14 protein-coding genes are annotated in these 18,904 nt (G+C 72.1%); 8 read left to right on the top strand and 6 right to left on the bottom strand.

Going from position 1 to position 18,904, the window contains the following annotated elements:
- Window positions 1-8 precede the first annotated feature (8 nt).
- The 4 genes from ACZ45Q_RS00690 (at window position 9) to ACZ45Q_RS00675 (ending at window position 4,431) form a co-directional block, all read left to right on the top strand.
- Window positions 9-1,151: a family 2 encapsulin nanocompartment cargo protein polyprenyl transferase gene (locus ACZ45Q_RS00690; RefSeq protein WP_468253608.1), complete on the top strand. Its 1,143-nt coding sequence runs from the start codon at window positions 9-11 to the stop codon at window positions 1,149-1,151.
- A 490-nt stretch (window positions 1,152-1,641) separates the two neighbouring features.
- Entirely contained in the window at window positions 1,642-2,247 is a 606-nt protein-coding gene (locus ACZ45Q_RS00685) for a GNAT family N-acetyltransferase (RefSeq protein WP_468253607.1), read from the top strand.
- Window positions 2,248-2,729: 482 nt separating this feature from the next.
- Complete coding sequence (locus ACZ45Q_RS00680; RefSeq protein WP_468253606.1) at window positions 2,730-3,149, top strand: YciI family protein; 420 nt, start codon at window positions 2,730-2,732, stop codon at window positions 3,147-3,149.
- 7 nt (window positions 3,150-3,156) lie between these two features.
- Window positions 3,157-4,431, top strand: coding sequence for an RNA polymerase sigma factor (locus tag ACZ45Q_RS00675; RefSeq protein WP_468253605.1), 1,275 nt, complete (start codon window positions 3,157-3,159; stop codon window positions 4,429-4,431).
- A 102-nt stretch (window positions 4,432-4,533) separates the two neighbouring features.
- Here ACZ45Q_RS00675 and ACZ45Q_RS00670 read toward each other — a convergent pair whose 3' ends face one another.
- Together ACZ45Q_RS00670 and sodN are read right to left on the bottom strand one after the other, a co-directional pair.
- A complete protein-coding gene (locus ACZ45Q_RS00670) occupies window positions 4,534-9,987 on the bottom strand; it encodes a DUF6531 domain-containing protein (protein WP_468254263.1) in 5,454 nt (1,817 codons plus the stop codon).
- A gap of 565 nt (window positions 9,988-10,552) precedes the next feature.
- A complete protein-coding gene (gene sodN / locus ACZ45Q_RS00665) occupies window positions 10,553-10,948 on the bottom strand; it encodes a superoxide dismutase, Ni (protein ID WP_010040396.1) in 396 nt (131 codons plus the stop codon).
- 145 nt (window positions 10,949-11,093) lie between these two features.
- Between sodN and sodX the strand changes: the two genes are divergently transcribed.
- Window positions 11,094-11,528: a nickel-type superoxide dismutase maturation protease gene (gene sodX, locus ACZ45Q_RS00660; protein ID WP_468253604.1), complete on the top strand. Its 435-nt coding sequence runs from the start codon at window positions 11,094-11,096 to the stop codon at window positions 11,526-11,528.
- Here the strand turns inward: sodX and ACZ45Q_RS00655 are convergent.
- Window positions 11,432-12,061: a CGNR zinc finger domain-containing protein gene (locus ACZ45Q_RS00655; RefSeq protein ID WP_468253603.1), complete on the bottom strand. Its 630-nt coding sequence runs from the start codon at window positions 12,059-12,061 to the stop codon at window positions 11,432-11,434. The two genes, sodX and ACZ45Q_RS00655, sit on opposite strands and share 97 nt — an antisense overlap.
- Window positions 12,062-12,157: 96 nt before the next feature.
- Here ACZ45Q_RS00655 and ACZ45Q_RS00650 point away from each other — a divergent pair, with 96 nt between their 5' ends.
- The gene (locus ACZ45Q_RS00650) at window positions 12,158-12,928 is read left to right on the top strand and encodes a class I SAM-dependent methyltransferase (RefSeq protein WP_468253602.1); all 771 of its coding nucleotides are present in this window, start codon (window positions 12,158-12,160) and stop codon (window positions 12,926-12,928) included.
- A 75-nt stretch (window positions 12,929-13,003) separates the two neighbouring features.
- Here ACZ45Q_RS00650 and ACZ45Q_RS00645 read toward each other — a convergent pair whose 3' ends face one another.
- Genes ACZ45Q_RS00645 through ACZ45Q_RS00635 form a run of 3 tightly spaced genes read right to left on the bottom strand, consistent with a single transcriptional unit; the run spans window position 13,004 to window position 15,859 of the window.
- A complete protein-coding gene (locus ACZ45Q_RS00645) occupies window positions 13,004-13,765 on the bottom strand; it encodes an amino acid ABC transporter ATP-binding protein (protein ID WP_468253601.1) in 762 nt (253 codons plus the stop codon).
- A complete protein-coding gene (locus ACZ45Q_RS00640) occupies window positions 13,762-14,712 on the bottom strand; it encodes an amino acid ABC transporter permease (RefSeq protein ID WP_468253600.1) in 951 nt (316 codons plus the stop codon). The genes ACZ45Q_RS00645 and ACZ45Q_RS00640 overlap by 4 nt, the downstream gene beginning before the upstream one ends.
- Before the next feature lie 28 nt (window positions 14,713-14,740).
- Window positions 14,741-15,859, bottom strand: coding sequence for an ABC transporter substrate-binding protein (locus ACZ45Q_RS00635; RefSeq protein ID WP_468254262.1), 1,119 nt, complete (start codon window positions 15,857-15,859; stop codon window positions 14,741-14,743).
- Window positions 15,860-16,362: 503 nt separating this feature from the next.
- Between ACZ45Q_RS00635 and ACZ45Q_RS00630 the strand changes: the two genes are divergently transcribed.
- Together ACZ45Q_RS00630 and ACZ45Q_RS00625 are read left to right on the top strand one after the other, a co-directional pair.
- Window positions 16,363-17,592: an NAD(P)-dependent malic enzyme gene (locus tag ACZ45Q_RS00630; protein WP_468253599.1), complete on the top strand. Its 1,230-nt coding sequence runs from the start codon at window positions 16,363-16,365 to the stop codon at window positions 17,590-17,592.
- 328 nt (window positions 17,593-17,920) lie between these two features.
- Window positions 17,921-18,886, top strand: a complete 966-nt coding sequence (locus tag ACZ45Q_RS00625) for a zinc-binding dehydrogenase (protein ID WP_468253598.1) — start codon at window positions 17,921-17,923, stop codon at window positions 18,884-18,886.
- Window positions 18,887-18,904 lie beyond the last annotated feature (18 nt).

Below are 18,904 nucleotides of genomic sequence, written 5' to 3'. Positions count from 1 at the left end.
GTGAGTCCATGACGGAGACTCGGCAAGGCACCACCGAGCCACCGCGCACCACCGCGACGCTGGAAAGGCACGGGCCCATCGGGACACAGAGGGACAGTGCGCCGGGGGCGACGGGCGCGTCGGACGGGCCGGAGGCGGCCGTGCTGCTGCGGCAGGCGCGGACCGCCGTCGACCCCGAGCTGCGGGCCGCGATCACGTCGCTGCCCGGCCCGCTGAGCCGGATCGCGCTCTACCACTTCGGCTGGCAGCACGTGGACGGCACCCCGGCGGCGGGCAACGCGGGCAAGGCGATCCGTCCCGCGCTCGTCCTGGCGTCGGCCGCGGCGCTCGGCGGGCCCACGGCCCGTGCGGACGCCGTCCGGGCGGCGGCGGCGGTGGAGCTGGTCCACAACTTCACCCTGCTGCACGACGACGTGATGGACCGCGACACCACCCGTCGCCACCGGCCCACCGCGTGGACCGTGTTCGGTGATCCCGACGCCATCCTGGCGGGCGACGCCCTCCAGGCGCTGGCCCTGCGGCTGCTCGCCGCGGACCCGCACCGGGCGTCCGCCGCCGCGTCCGCCCGGCTCGCCGACTGCGTGATCGAGCTGTGCGCCGGCCAGCAGGCGGACACGGCCATGGAGCGGCGGCGGCCGGCCGAGATCACCCTCGACGAGACGCTCGCCATGGCCGAGGCCAAGACCGGTGCGCTCCTGGGCTGCGCCTGCGCCCTCGGCGCGCTGTACGCGGGCGCCTCGGACGAGGACGTCGAGGCCCTGGACGCGTTCGGCCGGGAGGCCGGGCTCGCCTTCCAGCTCATCGACGACATCATCGGCATATGGGGCGACCCGGGCAGGACCGGCAAGCCGGCCGGGGCCGATCTGGCCGCCCGCAAGAAGTCGCTGCCGGTGGTCGCCGCGCTCAATTCCGGCACCCCGGCCGCGGCCGAACTCGCCGAGCTGTACGCACGTCCGTACGACGAGGACAAGGAGGACCTGGAGCGCACCGCGCTGGCCGTGGAGCGGGCGGGCGGCCGGGACTGGGCGCAGGCCCAGGCCGCCGACCGGATGGCCCGGGCGATGCAGGAACTGGCCCGTGCCGTGCCCGATCCCGAGTCGGCGGGCGGCCTGCTCGCGCTGGCCGAGTTCGTGACCCGGCGCAGCACCTGACGACGGCCGGCGGCTGTCGGGAGCCGCGCTCCTGCCGCCCGGCAGTCCCGCGGCGGCCGGCCGTCACCGGTCCCGCGGCCGTCACCGGTCCCGCGGCCGTCACCGGTCCCGCGGCCGTTGTCGGGGCGTCGGCCGTCACCTCGGCCGCACCGTCGTCGTTCGTCAGGAGAGCGCCGCCGCACCAGGGCGCCGCCGCACCAGGGCGCCGCCCCGCCAGGGCGTCGCCGCACCGCCGTCGTCGGCCGTCACCGGTCCCGACGGCCTCCGGAAGGCTCCGGAGCCATGCCAGGACCGTACGGACCTGACACCGTACGGCCGCACCGCCGACGGCTCCGGTACCGGCGGGTCCCGCACTTCCCCACGGTGTGCGGGACCCGCCCCCCGGGCGTCCTCCGCGGCTCCGCCCCGGCAACCGCCCCGTCCTCCCCCGGCTCGGCCGGATAGGCTGCAACGGCCGTACGGACGGGGCGTGTTGAGACGGAGGCAGGGCATGGGCATGGTGGTGCGGACCGCGGAGGAGGGCGACCGCGAGCTGGTCGTCCGGCTGCTGGACGAGGCTTTCCAGGACGATCCGGTGAGCGGCTGGGTCTTCCCCGGCGAGGAGTACCGGCGCACGACCCACCACCGGCTGATGGCGGCCTTCACCGACGCCGTGCTCGCCGAGGGCCGCATAGACCTCACCGAGGACGGCTCGGCGTGCGCGCTGTGGCTGTCCGTGCCGGCCGACGATCACGGGGACGCCGAGGACGGCGGCCCCGCCGAGGTGCGCCGGGCCGTCGACCCGGACAACGAGCGCGTGGAGCTGATCGGCCGGCTGACGGCCGGCATCCACCCCTCCGGCCGGGCTCACGCCTACCTGTGGATGATCGGCGTGGCACCGGACCGGCAGGGCGAGGGACTGGGCACCGCGCTCATCGAGTCGGCCCTGGACCGCTGCGACCGCGAGGGACTGCCCGCTTACCTGGAGGCGAGCAGCGCCCGCAGCCGCCGGCTGTACGAACGACTCGGCTTCGCGCTCACCGGCGAGGCCCTGCGGCTGCCGGACGGCCCCCTGATGTGGCCGATGTGGCGGGAGCCGCGCCGCCCGGGTCGCTGACGGCGACGCCACCAGGACGCCGCGGTCGACCGGGACCCCGCGACACAACCGGGACCCCGCGATCCAGCCGGGACGCCGCGATCCAGCCGGGACGCCGCGATCCAGCCGGGACGCCGCGACCCAACGGGGAGCGCCGGCCCGGCACCCGCCCTACGCTGAGTCCATGGACGGCGAGAACCACGTCTGCCCCGTCTGCGGACAGCCGGTCGACACGGTCGTCCGGCGCCACAAGACGCTGGGCGCCTGGGTCCCGGCATGGGGCCCCGGCCCGTGCCGCACCCCTGAGTGCGCCGCGTCCCGCGCGGGCGGGGAGGAAAGGGCCGCGCCGGGCCGCCGGGCCCGGGCCGCGCCGCCCCCGCGGACGACCGGCACGGAAAATTCCTGACCCGATCGGGCGGACGGTGTCGAAGAAGCCGGTCCGGCTCCGACGTCCCCTGTGAGAACCGCCCGCGAGGGGCGGTACCGGCCGAAGGAGCGGACCGATGAAGTACCTGGTCATGGTGCAGGGCAGCCAGGCGGACTACGAGGCGATGCAGGGCAAGGGCTCCCCGCAGTCGCCGGCCTGGAGCAAGGAGGACGTCCAGGCGATGTTCGCCTTCATGGGAGCCCTCAACGACGACCTCGCCGAGAGCGGCGAGCTGATCGACGCCCAGGGGCTGGCCGAGCCCGCGCGGACCCGGTTCGTGCAGCGCGGCGAGGACGGCTCGACGGTGGTCACCGACGGCCCCTACGGCGAGACCAAGGAGCTGCTGGCCGGCTACTGGGTCCTGGAGTGCGCGAGCCTGGAACGGGTCACGGAGATCGCCGAGCACGTCACGCGGTGCCCGCAGCCCGCGGGCGCGCCCGACTACCCGGTGGTGATCCGGCCCATCGGCGACGGCTCCGGCGACATCGGCGGCTGACCAGCCCGTGCCGGACCCGTCCGAGATCGAGGACCTGCTGCGCCGTTGCGCGCCGCAGGTCCTCGGGGCGCTGGTCCGGCGGTACGGCCACTTCGACGCCGCCGAGGACGCCGTACAGGAGGCCCTGCTCGCCGCGGCCGGGCAGTGGCCCACGCGGGGCGTCCCGGACAACCCGCGCGGCTGGCTGATCCGGGTGGCCTCGCGGCGGCTGGCGGACGCCCTGCGCGCCGAGGAGGCGCGGCGGACGCGGGAGGAGCGGGCGGCGGCGCTCACCCCCCGCTGGGGCCATGTGCCGGGCCCCTGGGGTGCGCAGGGAGCGCTGACCGCGCCGCCGGCCGATCTGGAGGACCGGGCGCCCCGCGAGGACGACACCCTCTCCCTGCTCTTCCTGTGCTGTCACCCGGACCTCCCCCCGCCCGCGCGCATCGCGCTCACCCTGCGTGCGGTCGGCGGTCTGACCACGGCCGAGATCGCCCGCGCCCACCTGGTGCCCGAGGCGACCATGGCGCAGCGGATCAGCCGGGCCAAGCGGAAGGTGCGGGGCGTGCGCTTCGGCCGCCCGGACGACTGGGCCGAGCGGTTGCCGGCCGTCCTGCACGTGCTCTACCTGATCTTCAACGAGGGCTACACGGCCACGTCCGGAGCGAGCCTCCAGCGCCGGGAGCTGGCCGGTGAGGCGATCCGGCTGGCCCGGCAGGTGCACCGGCTGCTCCCCGACGACGGCGAGGTGGCCGGCCTGCTGGCGCTGATGCTGCTGACCGACGCCCGCCGGGCGGCGCGCAGCGGTCCGCACGGCGATCTGATCCCCCTGGACGAGCAGGACCGCGACCGCTGGGACCGGGCGGCGATCGAGGAGGGCGTCGCCCTCGTCACCCGCGCACTGGCCCGGGGACGCCCCGGCCCCTACCAGGTGCGCGCGGCGATCGCCGCCGTGCACGACGAGGCGCCGGACGCCGGGGCGACGGACTGGCGGGAGATCCTCGGCCTGTACGACGTGCTGGTGGAGCTGGTCCCGGGGCCGGTCGAGCGGCTGAACCGGGCGGTGGCCGTCGCCATGGTGCACGGCCCGGAGGCCGGGCTCGCGCAACTGGAGGGGCTGGGGAGCGAACTGGGCGAGGCGGCGCACCGGGTGGACGCGGTCCGGGGCCACCTCCTGGAACGGCTGGGCGACCACGAAGCGGCCCGCGCCGCCTACGAGTCGGCCGCCGCCGCGACCCAGAGCCTGCCGGAACGCCGCTACCTGGCCTCCCGGGCCGCACGGCTGCCCGGCCCCGGCCGGTGACGTCCGAGCACGGCGAAGGGGCCCGGCCGAAGGACGGCCGGGCCCCTCCTGGAACCGGGTCAGCGCAGGCTCGGGACCCGGGTCACAGCAGGTCGCGCTCCATCAGGTCGTCGGCGTCCTCCCAGGTGATGAAGGAGCACGCCCCGGTGTCCAGGTCGACGGCCACGGGGAGGTTCCCGGCGAGCTGCATGTCCTCACGCCCGTGGTCGAGGTACTCGACGTGGTCGTAGGGGGCGATGAAGCGTCCGCCGTCCGTGAAGCAGTACTCGGGGATGATCCGCACGTGGGACGAGGGCCCCCAGCCCTTCGCCTCCTCCGCGAGGAACTCCGCGGCCCTGCGCGCGGCCTCTTCCGCGTCGAGCATGTCAGTTGGTCCTCATCACGTAGTAGTCGCGGTACTTCTTGTGCGCCGGGTTCGCCTTGCCCGACTGGAAGTCGAGGAAGACCACCTTTCCATCGATGTTGACGACGTTGAAGTAGTGGCCGATGCCCTTCTTCGGCCAGGCCCCCCACGATCGCCCGGGCACCGGGGCCCCAGCGCAGCATGTCACTGACGATGACGTTCAGGCCGCCCACCTTCCGGAACGGCACGCCGGTGAGCGCCGACACCTCGGCGCGCGTCATCGGGCGGTCCGCTCCGGACACGGCGTTGGGGTTCCGGCCGGCCATCAGGTCGTCGCCGGCGGTCGCGCACAGACCGCAGTTCTTCCGGCCGCCCTCCGGGTTGATGCGGGACATCGACGACGGCGTCTCCGGCGTGTAGTACGGGAGCCCGAACCGCGTCGAGCTGGCCTCGCCGTAGTACCGTCCGCCGCCCGGTTCGATCGCCGCGCGGCGCCAGCCGGTCAGGCCGCCGAGTCCCGTGACCGCCAGCTGCTGGGTCAGCTCCTCGGCCGCTTCCGCGTACAGGTCGGCCAGGGCGTCGCAGCCCTGCTGGCGGAGCATGTACTCGGACCGGTAGAGCCGGTAGGCGGGGCGGACGGGGAGGTACTTGTCGACGAAGGCACCGGCGCCGCCGTTCTGCCCGGTGACGGCGTCCTTGGCGTCACCGAGGAACTCGAAGGGCGCCTTGAGCCCTTCGAGGAAGCCGTTCCCGAAGATCTTCAGGCCTTCCCCGAGGCTGTCGACCCTGCCGTTGCCGTCGTCGCCCGGCACCGGCGTCAGCCCGCTCGGGTCGGTGTAGAAGGTGGGCACGTTGTCGGCGTAGGCGTACGGCGAGACGTACGGGGTCGACCGGTCGCGGGCCGCGGGGTCGGGCCGGGTGAAGCGGCCGGTCGTGGTGTCGTACTGGCGGGCGTGGAGGTCCAGGTTGCCCGTGGTGGGCTCGTGGCGGGCGCCGGTGTACGACGGGGTGGCGGCGGGGGCGCCGCCGGTGACGGTGTTGAGGACGCGGGTGCCGAAGGGGTCGTAGGCCCAGCGCTGGTGGACGGTTCCGGTGCTGCCCGTGACGTCGACCGGGGAGCCCTGGGTGTCGTGGTGGTAGTAGAAGAGCGCCCCGGAGCCGGTCCTGGTGGCGGTGGGCTGTCCGAGGGGGTCGTAGCGGTAGGACTGCTTGACGGTCCAGGCACTGTCGTATTCGGTGGCCAGGACCGGCAGCGGGGCGTTGGGGTCCCACTGGGTACGGCTGGTGATCGTGCCGTCCTTGGCGGCGACGACCTGGTTGCCGGCGGCGTCGTGGTCGTAGGTGTAGTCGCTGCCGCCGACCGTGGCGGCGGAGATCCGTCCCGCCAGGTCGTAGGTGTAGGTGTCGGCGCCCTTCTTGGTCTGGTTGCCTTCGGCGTCGTACGCGTAGGCGGTGGTCGTGTCGCCGGTGGTGGTGGAGGTGAGCTGGTCGGCGGCGTCGTAGGTGTAGCTGGTCGTGGTCGGGCCCAGGGCGGAGGTCAGGCGGTTGCCGACCTTGTCGTAGGTGTAGGCGGTGGTGCGGTCGGAGGCGCAGCCGGTGACCCAGGGCTGGGGGAAGCAGCCGGAGGCCAGGCGGCCGGCCGCGTCGTAGGTGAGGTCGTAGCCGCCGGTGCCGACTCCGGCCCGGGTGACGTCGACACGGGTGGGCAGCCCCGCCGCGGAGAGGGTGAGCGCGGTCCTGGTGACCGTGGTCTCCCCCTTGACCGAGGCGACGGCCGTGAGGCGGCCCGCGCGGTCGTGGGTCCGGTACTCGGTCTCGGTGTCGGGCAGCGCCGACTCGGTGAGATTGCCTGCCGGGTCCCAGGTGTACGCGGTGGTCCTGCCGTCGGCCGTCATGGTGGCGGTGCGGCCGTCGTCGTCGTAGGTGTAGCCGATGGTGGTGCCGTCGGAGTAGGTGCGGGTGAGCATCTGTCCGGCGGCGTCGTAGGTGTAGGCGAATCCGCGGGTCTTGGTGAGGTTGCCGACCGCGTCGTAGACGAAGTCCTCGGAGATCTTCGCGTTGGCGCGGGCGGTCATGCGGCCGGCGTCGTCGTAGCCGAACGTGACGTCGGGCGTGGCGTCGGCGTAGTCGATCCGGGTGAGCAGACCGCGCGGGTCGTAGGTGTAGCCGGTGGACCCGCGGGGCGTGGTCCTCTCGGTGAGGTTGCCGGCGGCGTCGTAGGCGTAGGTCGTCTCCCGGCCCAGCGGGTCGGTGACCGAGGTGAGGCGGCGGGCCGCGTCGTAGCCGTACGTGGTGACGTGGCCGTTGGCGTCGGTGCGCTCGACGACGTTGCCGGACTTGTCGTGGCGGTACGCGGTGACCGCACCGCCCGGAGCGGTCACCCGGGTCAGCCGGTCCAGCTCGTCGTAGCCGTAGACGGTGGCCCGCTCGTCGGCGTCCGTCTGCCCGACGACGTTGTCCACCGCGTCGTAGGCGGTGGTGGTCACGCCGCCGAGCGGGTCGGTGACGGTGGTGAGGTTGCCCGCCGGGTCGTAGCCGTACCGGGTGGTGTACTGCTCCGGGTCGGCGCCGGTGGCGTGGCCGCGTGGGTCGACGGAGGTGATCCGGCGGCCGTCGCCGTCGTAGCTCCAGCTCTCCTTGTGGCCCAGCGGGGACGTGCGGCTGAGCAGGTTGCCGTCGGCGTCGTAGGCGTACGTCGTGGTCTTGCCCAGCTGGTTCGTGCTGCTGGTGAGCCGGTCGTTCTCGTCGTAGACGGAGGTGACGGTCTTCCCGGCGGCGTCGGTGACCTCGGTGACGTTGTCGTTGGCGTCGTAGGTGTAGCCGGTGGTGTGGCCCAGCGGGTCGGTGACGACCAGCGGCCGGTTGATCGCGTCGTAGGTCGTGGTCGTGGACGCCCCGATCGGGCCGGTGACCTCGGTCCGGTTGCCCGCCGCGTCGTAGGCGTAGCTGGTGGTGTGGGCGGCCGGGTCGGCGCCCGGGGCGTTCCCGCGCGGCGAGACCCTGCTGAGCAGGCGTCCCGCCTTGTCGTAGGTGTAGGTCGTGGTGTTGCCGGCGGCGTCGGTCTCGGAGGTGAGGCGCCCGGCGGCGTCGTAGGCGTAGGTGACCGACTCGCCGGCGGCGTCGGTGGTCCGGGTCAGGTGCCCGGCGTCGTCGTAGGCGTACGTGGTGGTGTCGCCGACCGGGTCCTTGGCGGACGTCAGCTGCTCGGCGCCGTTGTACGCGTAGGTCGTGGTGCGGCCCAGCGGGTCGGTGGCCGAGGTGAGCAGCCCGCGTCCGTCGTAGGCGTAGGTCGTGGTGTTGGCGGCCGGGTCGGCGCCGGAGACGGTGCCGCGCGGGTCTGTCTTGGACAGGATCCGCCCGGCCTCGTCGTACGTGAACGTCGTCTTCTCGCCCAGCGGAGTGGTGACCGAGGTCCGGTTGCCGGCCGCGTCGTAGCCGTACGTCGTGGTCTTGCCGCGCGGGGTCGTCACGGTCGCGACCGCACCCAGCGCGGTGTAGGTGTAGACGGTCTTGCCGCCCAGCGGGTCCGTGGCGGTGGTCAGCTGGTTCGAGGCGTTGTACGTGTACGTGGTCGTGTTGCCGCGGCCGTCGGTGTGGCCGGTGATGTTGCCCGCGCCGTCGTAGGTCCAGCTCTCCGTGTAGCCGAGCGCGGACGGAGCCTTGCGGGTGAGCATCCGCCCGGCGCCGTCGTACGTCATCTGCGTGGTGTGGCCGCGCTGGTCGGTGATGGCGACGGGGCGCAGGTACCGGTCGTAGTCGTAGGTGATGCTCTCGCCGTACGGGTCGATGGTCTCCATCAGCACGTTGCCGGCGTACACGTCGGTCCACACGCCGCCGTCGGGCGCCGTGGTGTGCGACTCGGCGGCGCCGTCCCACGTGAAGGTGGTGGTCTTCCCGTTCTGGTCGGTCTGCGAGGTGATGCGGCCCGCGGTGTCGTAGACGTTGGTGACCTTGCCGCCCGCCGGATCGGTGTAGGAGGTCAGCCGCTCGTCCGCGTCGTAGGCGTACGACGACGTCCGGCCGGCGGGGTCGGTCACGGAGGTCAGCAGGCCGCCGGCGTACCCGTAGGACACCGAAGTGCCGTCGGGCAGCGCCGCCTTGGCCAGCAGCCCGTCGGTGCCCACCGTGAAGGCGGTGGTGCGGCCGGCCGCGTCCTCGACCGAGGCGAGCCTGCCGGACACGTAGATCAGGGTGAGTCCCTTGCCCGCCTTGTCGAGCACGGACGTGAGCCGGCCGCCGCTGTCGAAGGTGCGCCGGGTGTGGTCCGGCGTGGTGAGCGTGTAGCCGCCGGCGGTCTCGGCCAGCCTGGCCCCGGAGCCCGCGGGAGCCCGGTAGGTGCCGTCGCTCTCGCGCGTGAAGACGAACGAGGCCCCGTCGTCCGCCCGGTACGTAGCCTTCCCCGTGGCCAGGGTCAGCTTCGCGTCGAACGGCGTCGCCCAGCCGCGTCCCAGCAGGCCGACGGTGCTCGAGTCCGAGCGGTAGGTGCGTTCCAGGGCCAGGGGCACGCCCGGGCCCACCAGGGAGGCGTCGGTGAACTGCTCGAAGAACATGCCGGTCGCGGTGTTGACCGGGTCGGCGCGGTGGGCCTGCGCGTAGCAGGTGCAGATGCCGGCCTGCGCCCCGGGAATCACCGGTGTGTAGAACGCCTCCACCAGCGGTGACGTGGTCCCGCCCGGACTCGACGTCCCGTCCGCGCTGGTCAGGAACACCCAGGCGTAGTACTTCTCGCCGTCCTCGAGGATGCCGCCCTTGGCGCTGCTCGCCCACCAGAAGCACTGGTCGACGGGGTAGGAGTTGCTCTCCCACCAGTCGTAGCACCAGGCCCCGGTGGCCGGGGTGTCGCCGCGGGGATCGTCCGTGGCCTTCTTGATCTCCTGCTGGACCACGGGGTGGCCCGCCTCGTCCAGGACGTACAGCCACATCCCGGTGTACGACGATCCGCGCCGGGGCAGCTTCACCTGCCCGCCGATGGACAGCAGACCCGGGTACGCGGTGGCCCGGGAGGACACCCACGTCGGGTTCTCGGCCGCTGCCCTGAGCGGCCGGACCGTCGTGCTCTCCCGGGCGGCGGGCCCGCGCGCCACGGAGCCCGGGTCCGGCCGGCCGTGCGCCGTCCCCTTCGGCTTCTTGCCGGGCGCCTCCATGTAGGCGCGCATCGGCGACCGTTCGTCCCGTTCCCTCTTCACCTGGCGGCGGCGCTCGGCGAGCGTCATGGCCTTGGGCGGCTTCGGGAGGTCCGCCGCCGTCCTGGGCTCGGCCGGGGCGGACCGGGGCGGCCCGGCCGAGGGCGGGGAGGCGCCCGGGCGTTGGGGCAGGGCCGACGCCGGTACGACCCCCGCGATGGCTGTCAGGGCCAGGGTCAGGACTGCGATGAGTGATCTTCGGGCCTGTGTGCGCACTGTGCATCCCTTGTGAGGCGGCCGTGAACGAAGTGCCGGGGATGATCCTTGATCAGCGCGCGGGGTTATTAACTTGCAGCATGCAAAGATGGCCGGATCGCCCTGACCGGCCAGGCGTGGTGAAGAGGTGACCCCTGGTCAGGGAGCGTTTTCTCGCGGGGTGCCGCCAGATGTGGCGTGAACATGCCCCCGGTGCGCGGAGGCCAGGATGGACAGTCGGGGCCGGGGCCGGGCCCGGGCGGTGCGCGGCCGGCTGCGGCCGGAAACGGCAGACCGCACCCGGTCCGCCGTGTCGCCGTGCTCGGCGGCCCGCGGACCGGGTGCGGTCGGGAGAACCGGGCGACCAGGGACGTCGCCGGTCAGGAGATACGAGGCCGGATCAGGCCTTCTTGGTCTCCCAGAAGATCTTGTCGATCTGGGCGATGTAGTCCAGCGCCTTCTGACCGGTGGCCGGGTCGGTGGAGCCCTTGGCGGCCGACAGGGCCTTCAGGGTGTCGTTGACCAGCTGGTGCAGCTCCGGGTACTTCTCGAAGTGCGGCGGCTTGAAGTAGTCGCTCCACAGCACCGACACGTGGTGCTTGGCCAGCTCGGCGCGCTGCTCCTTGATGGTGGTGGCGCGCGCCTGGAAGTGCGGGTCGTCGTTCCCGGCCATCTTCTCCTGGATGGCCTTGACCGACTCCGCCTCGATGCGGGCCTGGGCAGGGTCGTACACACCGCAGGGCAGGTCGCAGTGCGCGCTGACCTTGACCTTGGGGGCAAACAGGCGGGAAAGCATGCAGCAATCCTTCCTCGTGATCGTCTTCTCAGGGGGGACATTACTCCCTGACAGACCCGTTTTCGCGGGTGCCCCCATGGGCTTAGGACAAAAGTCCGGGGTGAGACTGAGACTGGTGGAGGAAAGACCGGGGAGGTATCGGGTGATGCCGGAGCTGTCGCAGGAGACGGAGCGCGCCAGAGGGACGCTGCCCTTCGGGCCGGCCGAGGTGACCGGGCCGTCGATGGTACCGACGCTGCACCACGGGGACCTCCTCCTGGTGCACTGGGGAGCCCGGATCAAACCCGGGGACGTGGTCGTGCTGCGGCACCCCTTCCAGCAGGACCTGCTCGTCGTCAAGCGGGCCGTGGAGCGCCGGGGGACGGGCTGGTGGGTGCTGGGGGACAACCGGTACGCCGGGGGCGACAGCACCGACTACGGGGTGGTGCCCGAGGAGTTCGTCCTGGGCCGGGCCCGGGTGCGCTACCGGCCGCGGCCGGCCGCTCAGCGTTCGCCGTTCGCGCTGGTGCGCTGGGCACTGTCGGCGGTCCGTCCGGTGCCGGCCGTGCGGTCGGCCTCCAGGCGCTTGCGGGCGCGGTAGGCCGCCACGTTGGCGCGGGTGGCGCAGCGGTCGGAGCAGTAGCGCCGGGAGCGGTTGGTGGAGGTGTCCAGGTAGGCGTTGCGGCAGGGCGCGGCCTCGCACAGGCCGAGGCGGTCCACGCCGTACTCCGTCAGGTGGAACGCCAGCCCCATCGCCGCGATGGCCGCGTAGCCGGCGGTGGTGTTGGACGGGTGGTCGGCCAGGTGCATGTGCCACAGCGGGCGGCCGTCGTCGTCCCGGAAGTCGTGGCCGGAGATCTGGGGGCTGACGGGGAACTCCAGCAGCAGCGAGTTCAGCAGGTCCACGGCGAGGGTCTCGTCGCCGGCGTCCGCCGCCTCGAAGACCGCGCGCAGCCGGGCGCGGACCGAGCGGAACCGGGTCACGTCCGCGTCGGTGGCACGCCGGGCCGCCGACTGGTTGGCGCCGAAGAGTTCGCGGACGGCGTCGACCGACGTCAGGGTGTCCTTGCCCCGGGCCGGCTCCTCGGTGTTGACGAGACGCACGGCGTAATCCGAGTAATAGGCCAGTTCCACTTGTAGTCCTTACGAGGGGGCTCTATGGTCGTGCCTGCGGTCAGTAATGGCTGATCGTGCCTCAAGGGTATTACGGGAACGCGAGGGAGGGGCTCGATGACGGACGCGGACATCACCGGCACCGGTGCCGACTGGCAGGCCTGGCAGACGAGCTGGGACCGTCAGCAGGAGTGGTACATGCCGGACCGCGAGGAACGTTTCCGGATCATGCTCGACATGGTCGAGGCCCTGGCCGGCCGGGCCCCGCGGGTACTGGACCTGGCCTGCGGCACGGGCAGCATCACGGCCCGGCTGCTGGCGCGGTTCCCTCAGGCCACCAGCACCGGCGTCGACCTCGACCCGGCGCTCCTCGCCATCGCCGAGGGCACCTTCGCCGGCGACGAGCGGGTCACTCTGGTCTCCGCCGACCTGAAGACCCCCGACTGGACGGCGAAGCTGCCCTACGACTCCTACGACGCCGTGCTCACCGCCACGGCCCTGCACTGGCTCCACGCCGAGCCCCTCACGGTCCTCTACGGCCAGGTCGCCCAGGTCGTCCGCGACGGCGGTGTCTTCATGAACGCCGACCACATGATCGACGACACCACACCCCGGATCAACGCCGCCGAGCGCGCCCAGCGGCACGCGCGCATGGAGGCCGCCCGGCGGGACGGCGCCCTGGACTGGTCCGAATGGTGGCAGCTCGCCGCCAAGGACCCGGTGCTCGCCGAGCCCACGGCCCGGCGCTTCGAGATCTACGGCGAGCACGCCGACGGCGACATGCCCTCCGCGCAGTGGCACGCGCGCGTGCTGCGCGAGCAGGGGTTCGGCGAGGTGCGCCCGGTGTGGTGCTCGCCGTCGGACACGCTGCTGCTGGCACTGAAGTAGCGGGCATGCGCGAAGGGGCGGTACGGATCCGCCGTACCGCCCCTTCGCCGTGTGCGTCCGGCGCCGCAGGGCTGCTCAGAGCACCTTGGACAGGAACGCCTTCGTCCGCTCGTGCTGCGGATCGGTCAGGACGTCGCGCGGGTTGCCCGACTCGACCACCACGCCGCCGTCCATGAAGACCAGGTTGTCGCCGACCTCGCGGGCGAAGCCCATCTCGTGGGTGACGACGACCATCGTCATCCCGGACTCGGCGAGGTCGCGCATGACGTCCAGGACGTCACCGACCAGCTCGGGGTCGAGCGCCGAGGTCGGCTCGTCGAACAGCATCAGCTTCGGGTCCATGGCCAGCGCCCGGGCGATGGCGACGCGCTGCTGCTGGCCGCCGGAGAGCTGCGAGGGGTAGTTGCCGGCCTTGTCGCCCAGGCCCACCCGCTCCAGGAGCTGCATGGCGCGCTCCTTGGCCTCCGCCCTGCCCGTGCCCTTGACCTGGACCGGCGCCTCCATGACGTTCTCGACGGCCGTCATGTGCGGGAACAGGTTGAAGCGCTGGAAGACCATGCCGATGTCCCGGCGCTTGCGGGCGACCTCGCTGTCCTTCAGCTCGTAGAGCTTGTCGCCCTTCTGCCGGTAGCCGACCAGCTCGCCGTCGACGTACAGCCGCCCGGCGTTGATCTTCTCCAGGTGGTTGATGCACCGCAGGAAGGTCGACTTGCCGGAGCCGGACGGGCCGATGAGGCAGAACACCTCGCCCTGCTCGACCTCCAGGTCGATGCCCTTGAGCACCTCCACGTGGCCGAACGACTTGTGGACGCCCTCGGCCTTCACCATGGCGGTCATGCCGCGCCTCCTGACGTGCTGGAGCGGTTCGACAGGGACAGCAGGTTGGCCCTGACCTTCTGCAGCGGGGTCGCCGGCAGGGTCCGGCTGGATCCGCGGGCGTAGTAGCGCTCCAGGTAGTACTGGCCCACGCTGAAGACCGACGTCAGCAGCAGGTACCAGGCCGCGGCGAGGAACAGCATCTCGGCCGGGGCACCCGACGTCTGGCCGATGTCCTGGGCGACGCGGAACAGTTCGGAGTACTGCACGATCGACACCAGCGAGGTCGTCTTCAGCATGTTGATGACCTCGTTGCCCGTCGGCGGCACGATCACGCGCATCGCCTGCGGGACGACGATCCGGCGCAGCGTCTTGGCGTGGCTCATGCCCAGCGCGTGCGCGGCCTCGGTCTGGCCCTCGTCGACCGCGAGCAGACCGGCGCGGCAGATCTCCGCCATGTACGCGGCCTCGTTCAGGCCCAGGCCGAGCAGCGCCGTCAGGAACGGCGTCATGAAGTCCGACCACTCGTCGCGGTAGACCGGGCCGAGGTTGATGTACTCGAAGACCAGGCCCAGGTTGAACCAGACGACCAGCTGCACCAGGACCGGTGTGCCGCGGAAGAACCAGATGTAGAACCACGCGATGGACGAGGTCACCGGGTTCTTCGACAGCCGCATGACGGCGAGCATGATGCCGCCGACGATGCCGATCGCCATGGCCAGGACGGTGATGAGCAGCGTCTTGCCCACACCGGACAGGACCCGGTCGTCGAGGAAGTAGTCCGGGATCGCGCCCCAGTTGATCTTGCCCTGGGAGAACGCGTAGACCACGGCGGCCAGCAGCGCGATCGCGAGGGTGGCGGAGACGTACCGCCCGTAGTGCCTGACCGGGATGGCCTTGATGGCCTCCGGACCGGAGGGCGGCGTGCCGGCCGGGCCGCCCTCCGTCTTGTCGATGTCAACAGTCACGGAACTTGCCTTTCAGTGCCCGCGAGGGTCACTTGCCGCCGTTGATGGTGGCTTCCGTGACGGCACCTTCCGCCACGCCCCACTTGTCCAGGACCTTCTTGTACTCGCCGTTGGCGATGATCGCGTCCAGCGCGGCCTTGAGGGCGTCCCGCAGCTGGGTGTTGTCCTTGGCCACCGCGATGCCGTACGGCGCGGCCTCGACCTGCTCGCCGACCAGCTGGAAGTCGTTGCCGCCGCCGGAGGTCTTCACCGCGTACGCCGCGACCGGGAAGTCGGAGGAGCCGGCGTCGGCGCCGCCGCCGCGCAGGCGGGTCTGGGCCTGCTGGTCGTTGTCGAAGGCCTCGATGGAGAGCTTCTTGTCCTTCGGGCACTTCTTGGCCTCGGCCTTGGCCAGGTCCTCGGAGACCGTGCCGCGCTGCACGACGACCTTCTTGCCGCACAGGTCGGACCAGGTCTTGATGCCCTGGTCGTCGCCCTTCTTGGTGTAGATCGAGACACCGGCGGTGAAGTAGTCCACGAAGTCGACGCCCTGGCCGACCTTCTTGCCGGTCTCGGAGTCGATGCCCTCCTGGCGGTCCTTGGTGTCCGTCATCGCCGACATGGCGATGTCGTAGCGCTTGGAGCGCAGACCGGTGATCAGGGTGTCGAAGGTGCCGTTCTTGAACTCGAACGTCACGCCGAGCTGCTTGCCCATGGCGGCCGCGAGGTCCGGGTCGATGCCGACGACCTTCCCGGACTCGTCCTTGAACTCGACCGGCGCGTACGCGATGTCGGAACCGACCTTGATGACGCCCTTGTCGCGGATGGACTGGGGGAGCTTGTCGGCCAGCGGGGCCTCGGTCTTCTGGGTGTCGCTGCCCGAGCCGCTGTTCTCGGTCTGGTCACCGCATCCGGTGATCAGCAGAGCGCCTGCGACCGCGATCGCACCGACCGCTGCTAGCCGGGAGTGCGCGGCGGTCGTACGACGGGTGGAGCTTGCGGTCATGGTGGGTTCCTCCGGCGGAAGGGTGGAGCCGATGGGACGGGGGGGCGCCCGCCGACGGACTCGGCGGATGCCTGGGCCGACGGGAGCGCGCGGCAGTCGTCGACCGGAGCACACGACGGTCGGCGGAAGCACACACCATCGAGTGTCGCGACCTCGTGTGATTACGGCATCTTGCCATTCGGACTGAGCCGTTCAGGGGGCTTGCCATGTCAAAATCGGATAACGGGTCACCCCCCGAACCGGACCAGGTTGGTACATCACGACCGAACCTTTACGGGAATCAGTCCTTCCGGCCGGAAGATCTTCGGTGCGTCGCCGGATACGGGCGAGGTGGGCGTGTTTGGCCCTCTCCTCCTTGTACGCCTCCAGCGGCTGTCAAGAGGGGGCTGCGAGATTGTCCAGAGCTTGGGCTATGAGTCATGTCACCGGCATGCGGCGTTCATGGTCCGGAATGTGAGCTTGGGCTGAATGGACTCGTCGCCGGGGGTGTCCGTCCGGTAAGAAGGTTCTTCACACCCCTCATCCGGGGCTCAGGGCGCGTGTGCGGCGCGCCCGTCGCGTCCAGGCCCGTACGCATCAGTGACCTGGGTCTGGCGCGGTCCCGCCCACCCCTCACCAGGAGTGGACAAACCCTCAAACCGTGAATACCTAAGGGGTACAACAAAGTGGCAGCGGAGATCGTCAATCCTCGCAGCGGCAGCGACGTCGGCACGACGCAGGAAGCCGGGGCCGAGCCCCTCGATTCCATCGAGCCCGCGTTCGCACTGCACCGCGGCGGCAAAATGGCCGTGCAGGCCACCGTGCCGGTCCGCGACAAGGACGACCTGTCCCTGGCGTACACGCCCGGCGTCGCGCAGGTGTGCAGCGCGATCGCCGAGCAGCCGGAGCTCGTCCACGACTACACGTGGAAGTCCTCCGTGGTGGCCGTCGTGACGGACGGTACGGCCGTGCTCGGACTCGGGGACATCGGGCCCGAGGCCTCCCTTCCGGTGATGGAAGGCAAGGCGATCCTTTTCAAGCAGTTCGGCGGCGTGGACGCGGTCCCGATCGCCCTGGCCTGCACGGACGTCGACGAGATCGTGGACACCGTGGTCCGGCTCGCGCCGTCCTTCGGCGGCGTGAACCTGGAGGACATCTCGGCACCCCGGTGCTTCGAGGTCGAGCGCAAGCTCCAGGAGCGCCTCGACATCCCGGTCTTCCACGACGACCAGCACGGCACGGCGGTCGTGACGCTGGCGGCGCTGCGGAACGCGGCGCGGCTGAGCGGGCGGGCGCTGGGCGAGCTGCGGGCGGTGATCTCCGGCGCGGGCGCGGCCGGCGTCGCCATCGCCAAGATGCTCGTCGAGGCCGGGATCGGGGACGTCGCGGTGGCCGACCGCAAGGGCGTCGTGTCCGCCGACCGGGACGACCTGACCCCGGTGAAGCGGGAGCTGGCGGAGTTCACCAACAAGGGTGGGCTGTCCGGCTCGCTGGAGGCGGCCCTGGCCGGCGCCGACGTCTTCATCGGCGTCTCCGGCGGCACGGTGCCGGAGGAGGCGGTGGCCTCGATGGCCGACGGCGCCTTCGTGTTCGCCATGGCCAACCCCAACCCCGAGGTGCACCCCGAGGTCGCGCACAAGTACGCGGCCGTGGTCGCCACGGGGCGGTCGGACTTCCCGAACCAGATCAACAACGTGCTGGCGTTCCCCGGGATCTTCGCCGGGGCGCTCCAGGTCCGGGCCTCCCGGATCACCGAGGGCATGAAGCTCGCGGCGGCCGAGGCGCTGGCCTCCGTGGTCGGCGACGACCTCGCGGCGGACTACGTCATCCCGTCCCCGTTCGACGAGCGCGTCGCGCCGGCCGTCACGGCGGCGGTCGCGGCGGCAGCGCGGGCGGAGGGCGTCGCGCGCCGATGAGCTGACGCGCGGCCCGAACGCGTGAACGGCCCCGTCCCGGGTGGGCGGGGCCGTTCACGTGCGCGGGGGTCGGGTGCGGGGCGCCGGGCAAAGGGCGCGGGGCTTCGGGCCAAGGGCGGCGTGCGCGGGGGCGCGGGGCGGCGAGCGCGGGGTGTCGGGCGAAGGGCGGCAGGCGCGGGGCGCCGGGCAAGGGCGGCGGGTGGCGTGTCCTGAGGCGTCGGCGTGCGCCCGGCCGGGGTCTGGCAAGGTCCGGGGCGACTGGCAAGAGGGCGTGTGTCACAGGGCCGTGTGGTTTCGGTCGGGCGGCGCGGACCCTATCGTCAAGGTCATGTTCGCTGTCTACGCCGCCCGAATCGACCGCGACCAGCCGCTCTCCGGACTGGAGTCGGGAGAGCGCCCCGCTCCCGAGGCCCGCCCCGGCTGGAGCGTCGTCGACGTCAGGGCCGCCTCCCTCAACCATCACGATCTGTGGTCCCTGCGCGGGGTCGGTCTCCCGGAGGACCGGCTGCCGATGATCCTCGGCTGTGACGCCGCGGGCGTCGACGAGGACGGCAACGAGGTCGTGCTGCACTCTGTGATCGGCCAGAGCGGGCACGGGGTCGGCCCCAGGGAGCCGCGTTCGATCCTCACCGAGCGCTACCAGGGCACGTTCGCCGAGCGGGTCGCCGTGCCGACCTGGAACATCCTGCCCAAGCCCAAGGAGCTGTCCTTCGTGGAGGCCGCCTGTCTGCCGACCGCCTGGCTGACGGCGTACCGGATGCTGTTCACCAACGCCGGTGTGCGCCCGGGCGACTCCGTGCTGGTGCAGGGGGCCGGCGGCGGCGTGGCCACGGCCGCCATCGTGCTCGGCAAGGCCGCCGGACTGCGGGTCTTCGCCACCAGCCGGGACGAGGCCAAGCGGAAGCGGGCCCTGGAGCTGGGCGCCGTGGAGGCGGTGGAGCCGGGTGCGCGGCTGCCGCAGCGGGTCGACGCGGTGATCGAGACCGTGGGGGCGGCGACCTGGTCGCACTCCGTGAAGTCGCTGCGCCCCGGCGGCACCCTGGTCATCTCCGGTGCGACCAGTGGCGACCGGCCCTCGCACGCCGAACTGACCCGGATCTTCTTCCTGGAGCTGAAGGTCGTCGGGTCCACGATGGGCACCAAGGACGAGCTGGAGGACCTGCTGTCGTTCTGCGCGGCCACCGGTGTGCGTCCGGTGATCGACGAGGTGCTGCCGATGGACCGGGCCCGGGAGGGCTTCGAGCGGATGGCGGCGGGCGACCAGTTCGGCAAGATCGTGCTCACGAACTCCTGAAGGGCTCGTGACGGACTC

Source organism: Streptomyces sp. NPDC031049 (assembly GCF_055571015.1).
The sequence above is the reverse complement of the archived record's forward strand: the minus strand, read 5'-3'. Positions and strand labels throughout refer to the sequence as shown.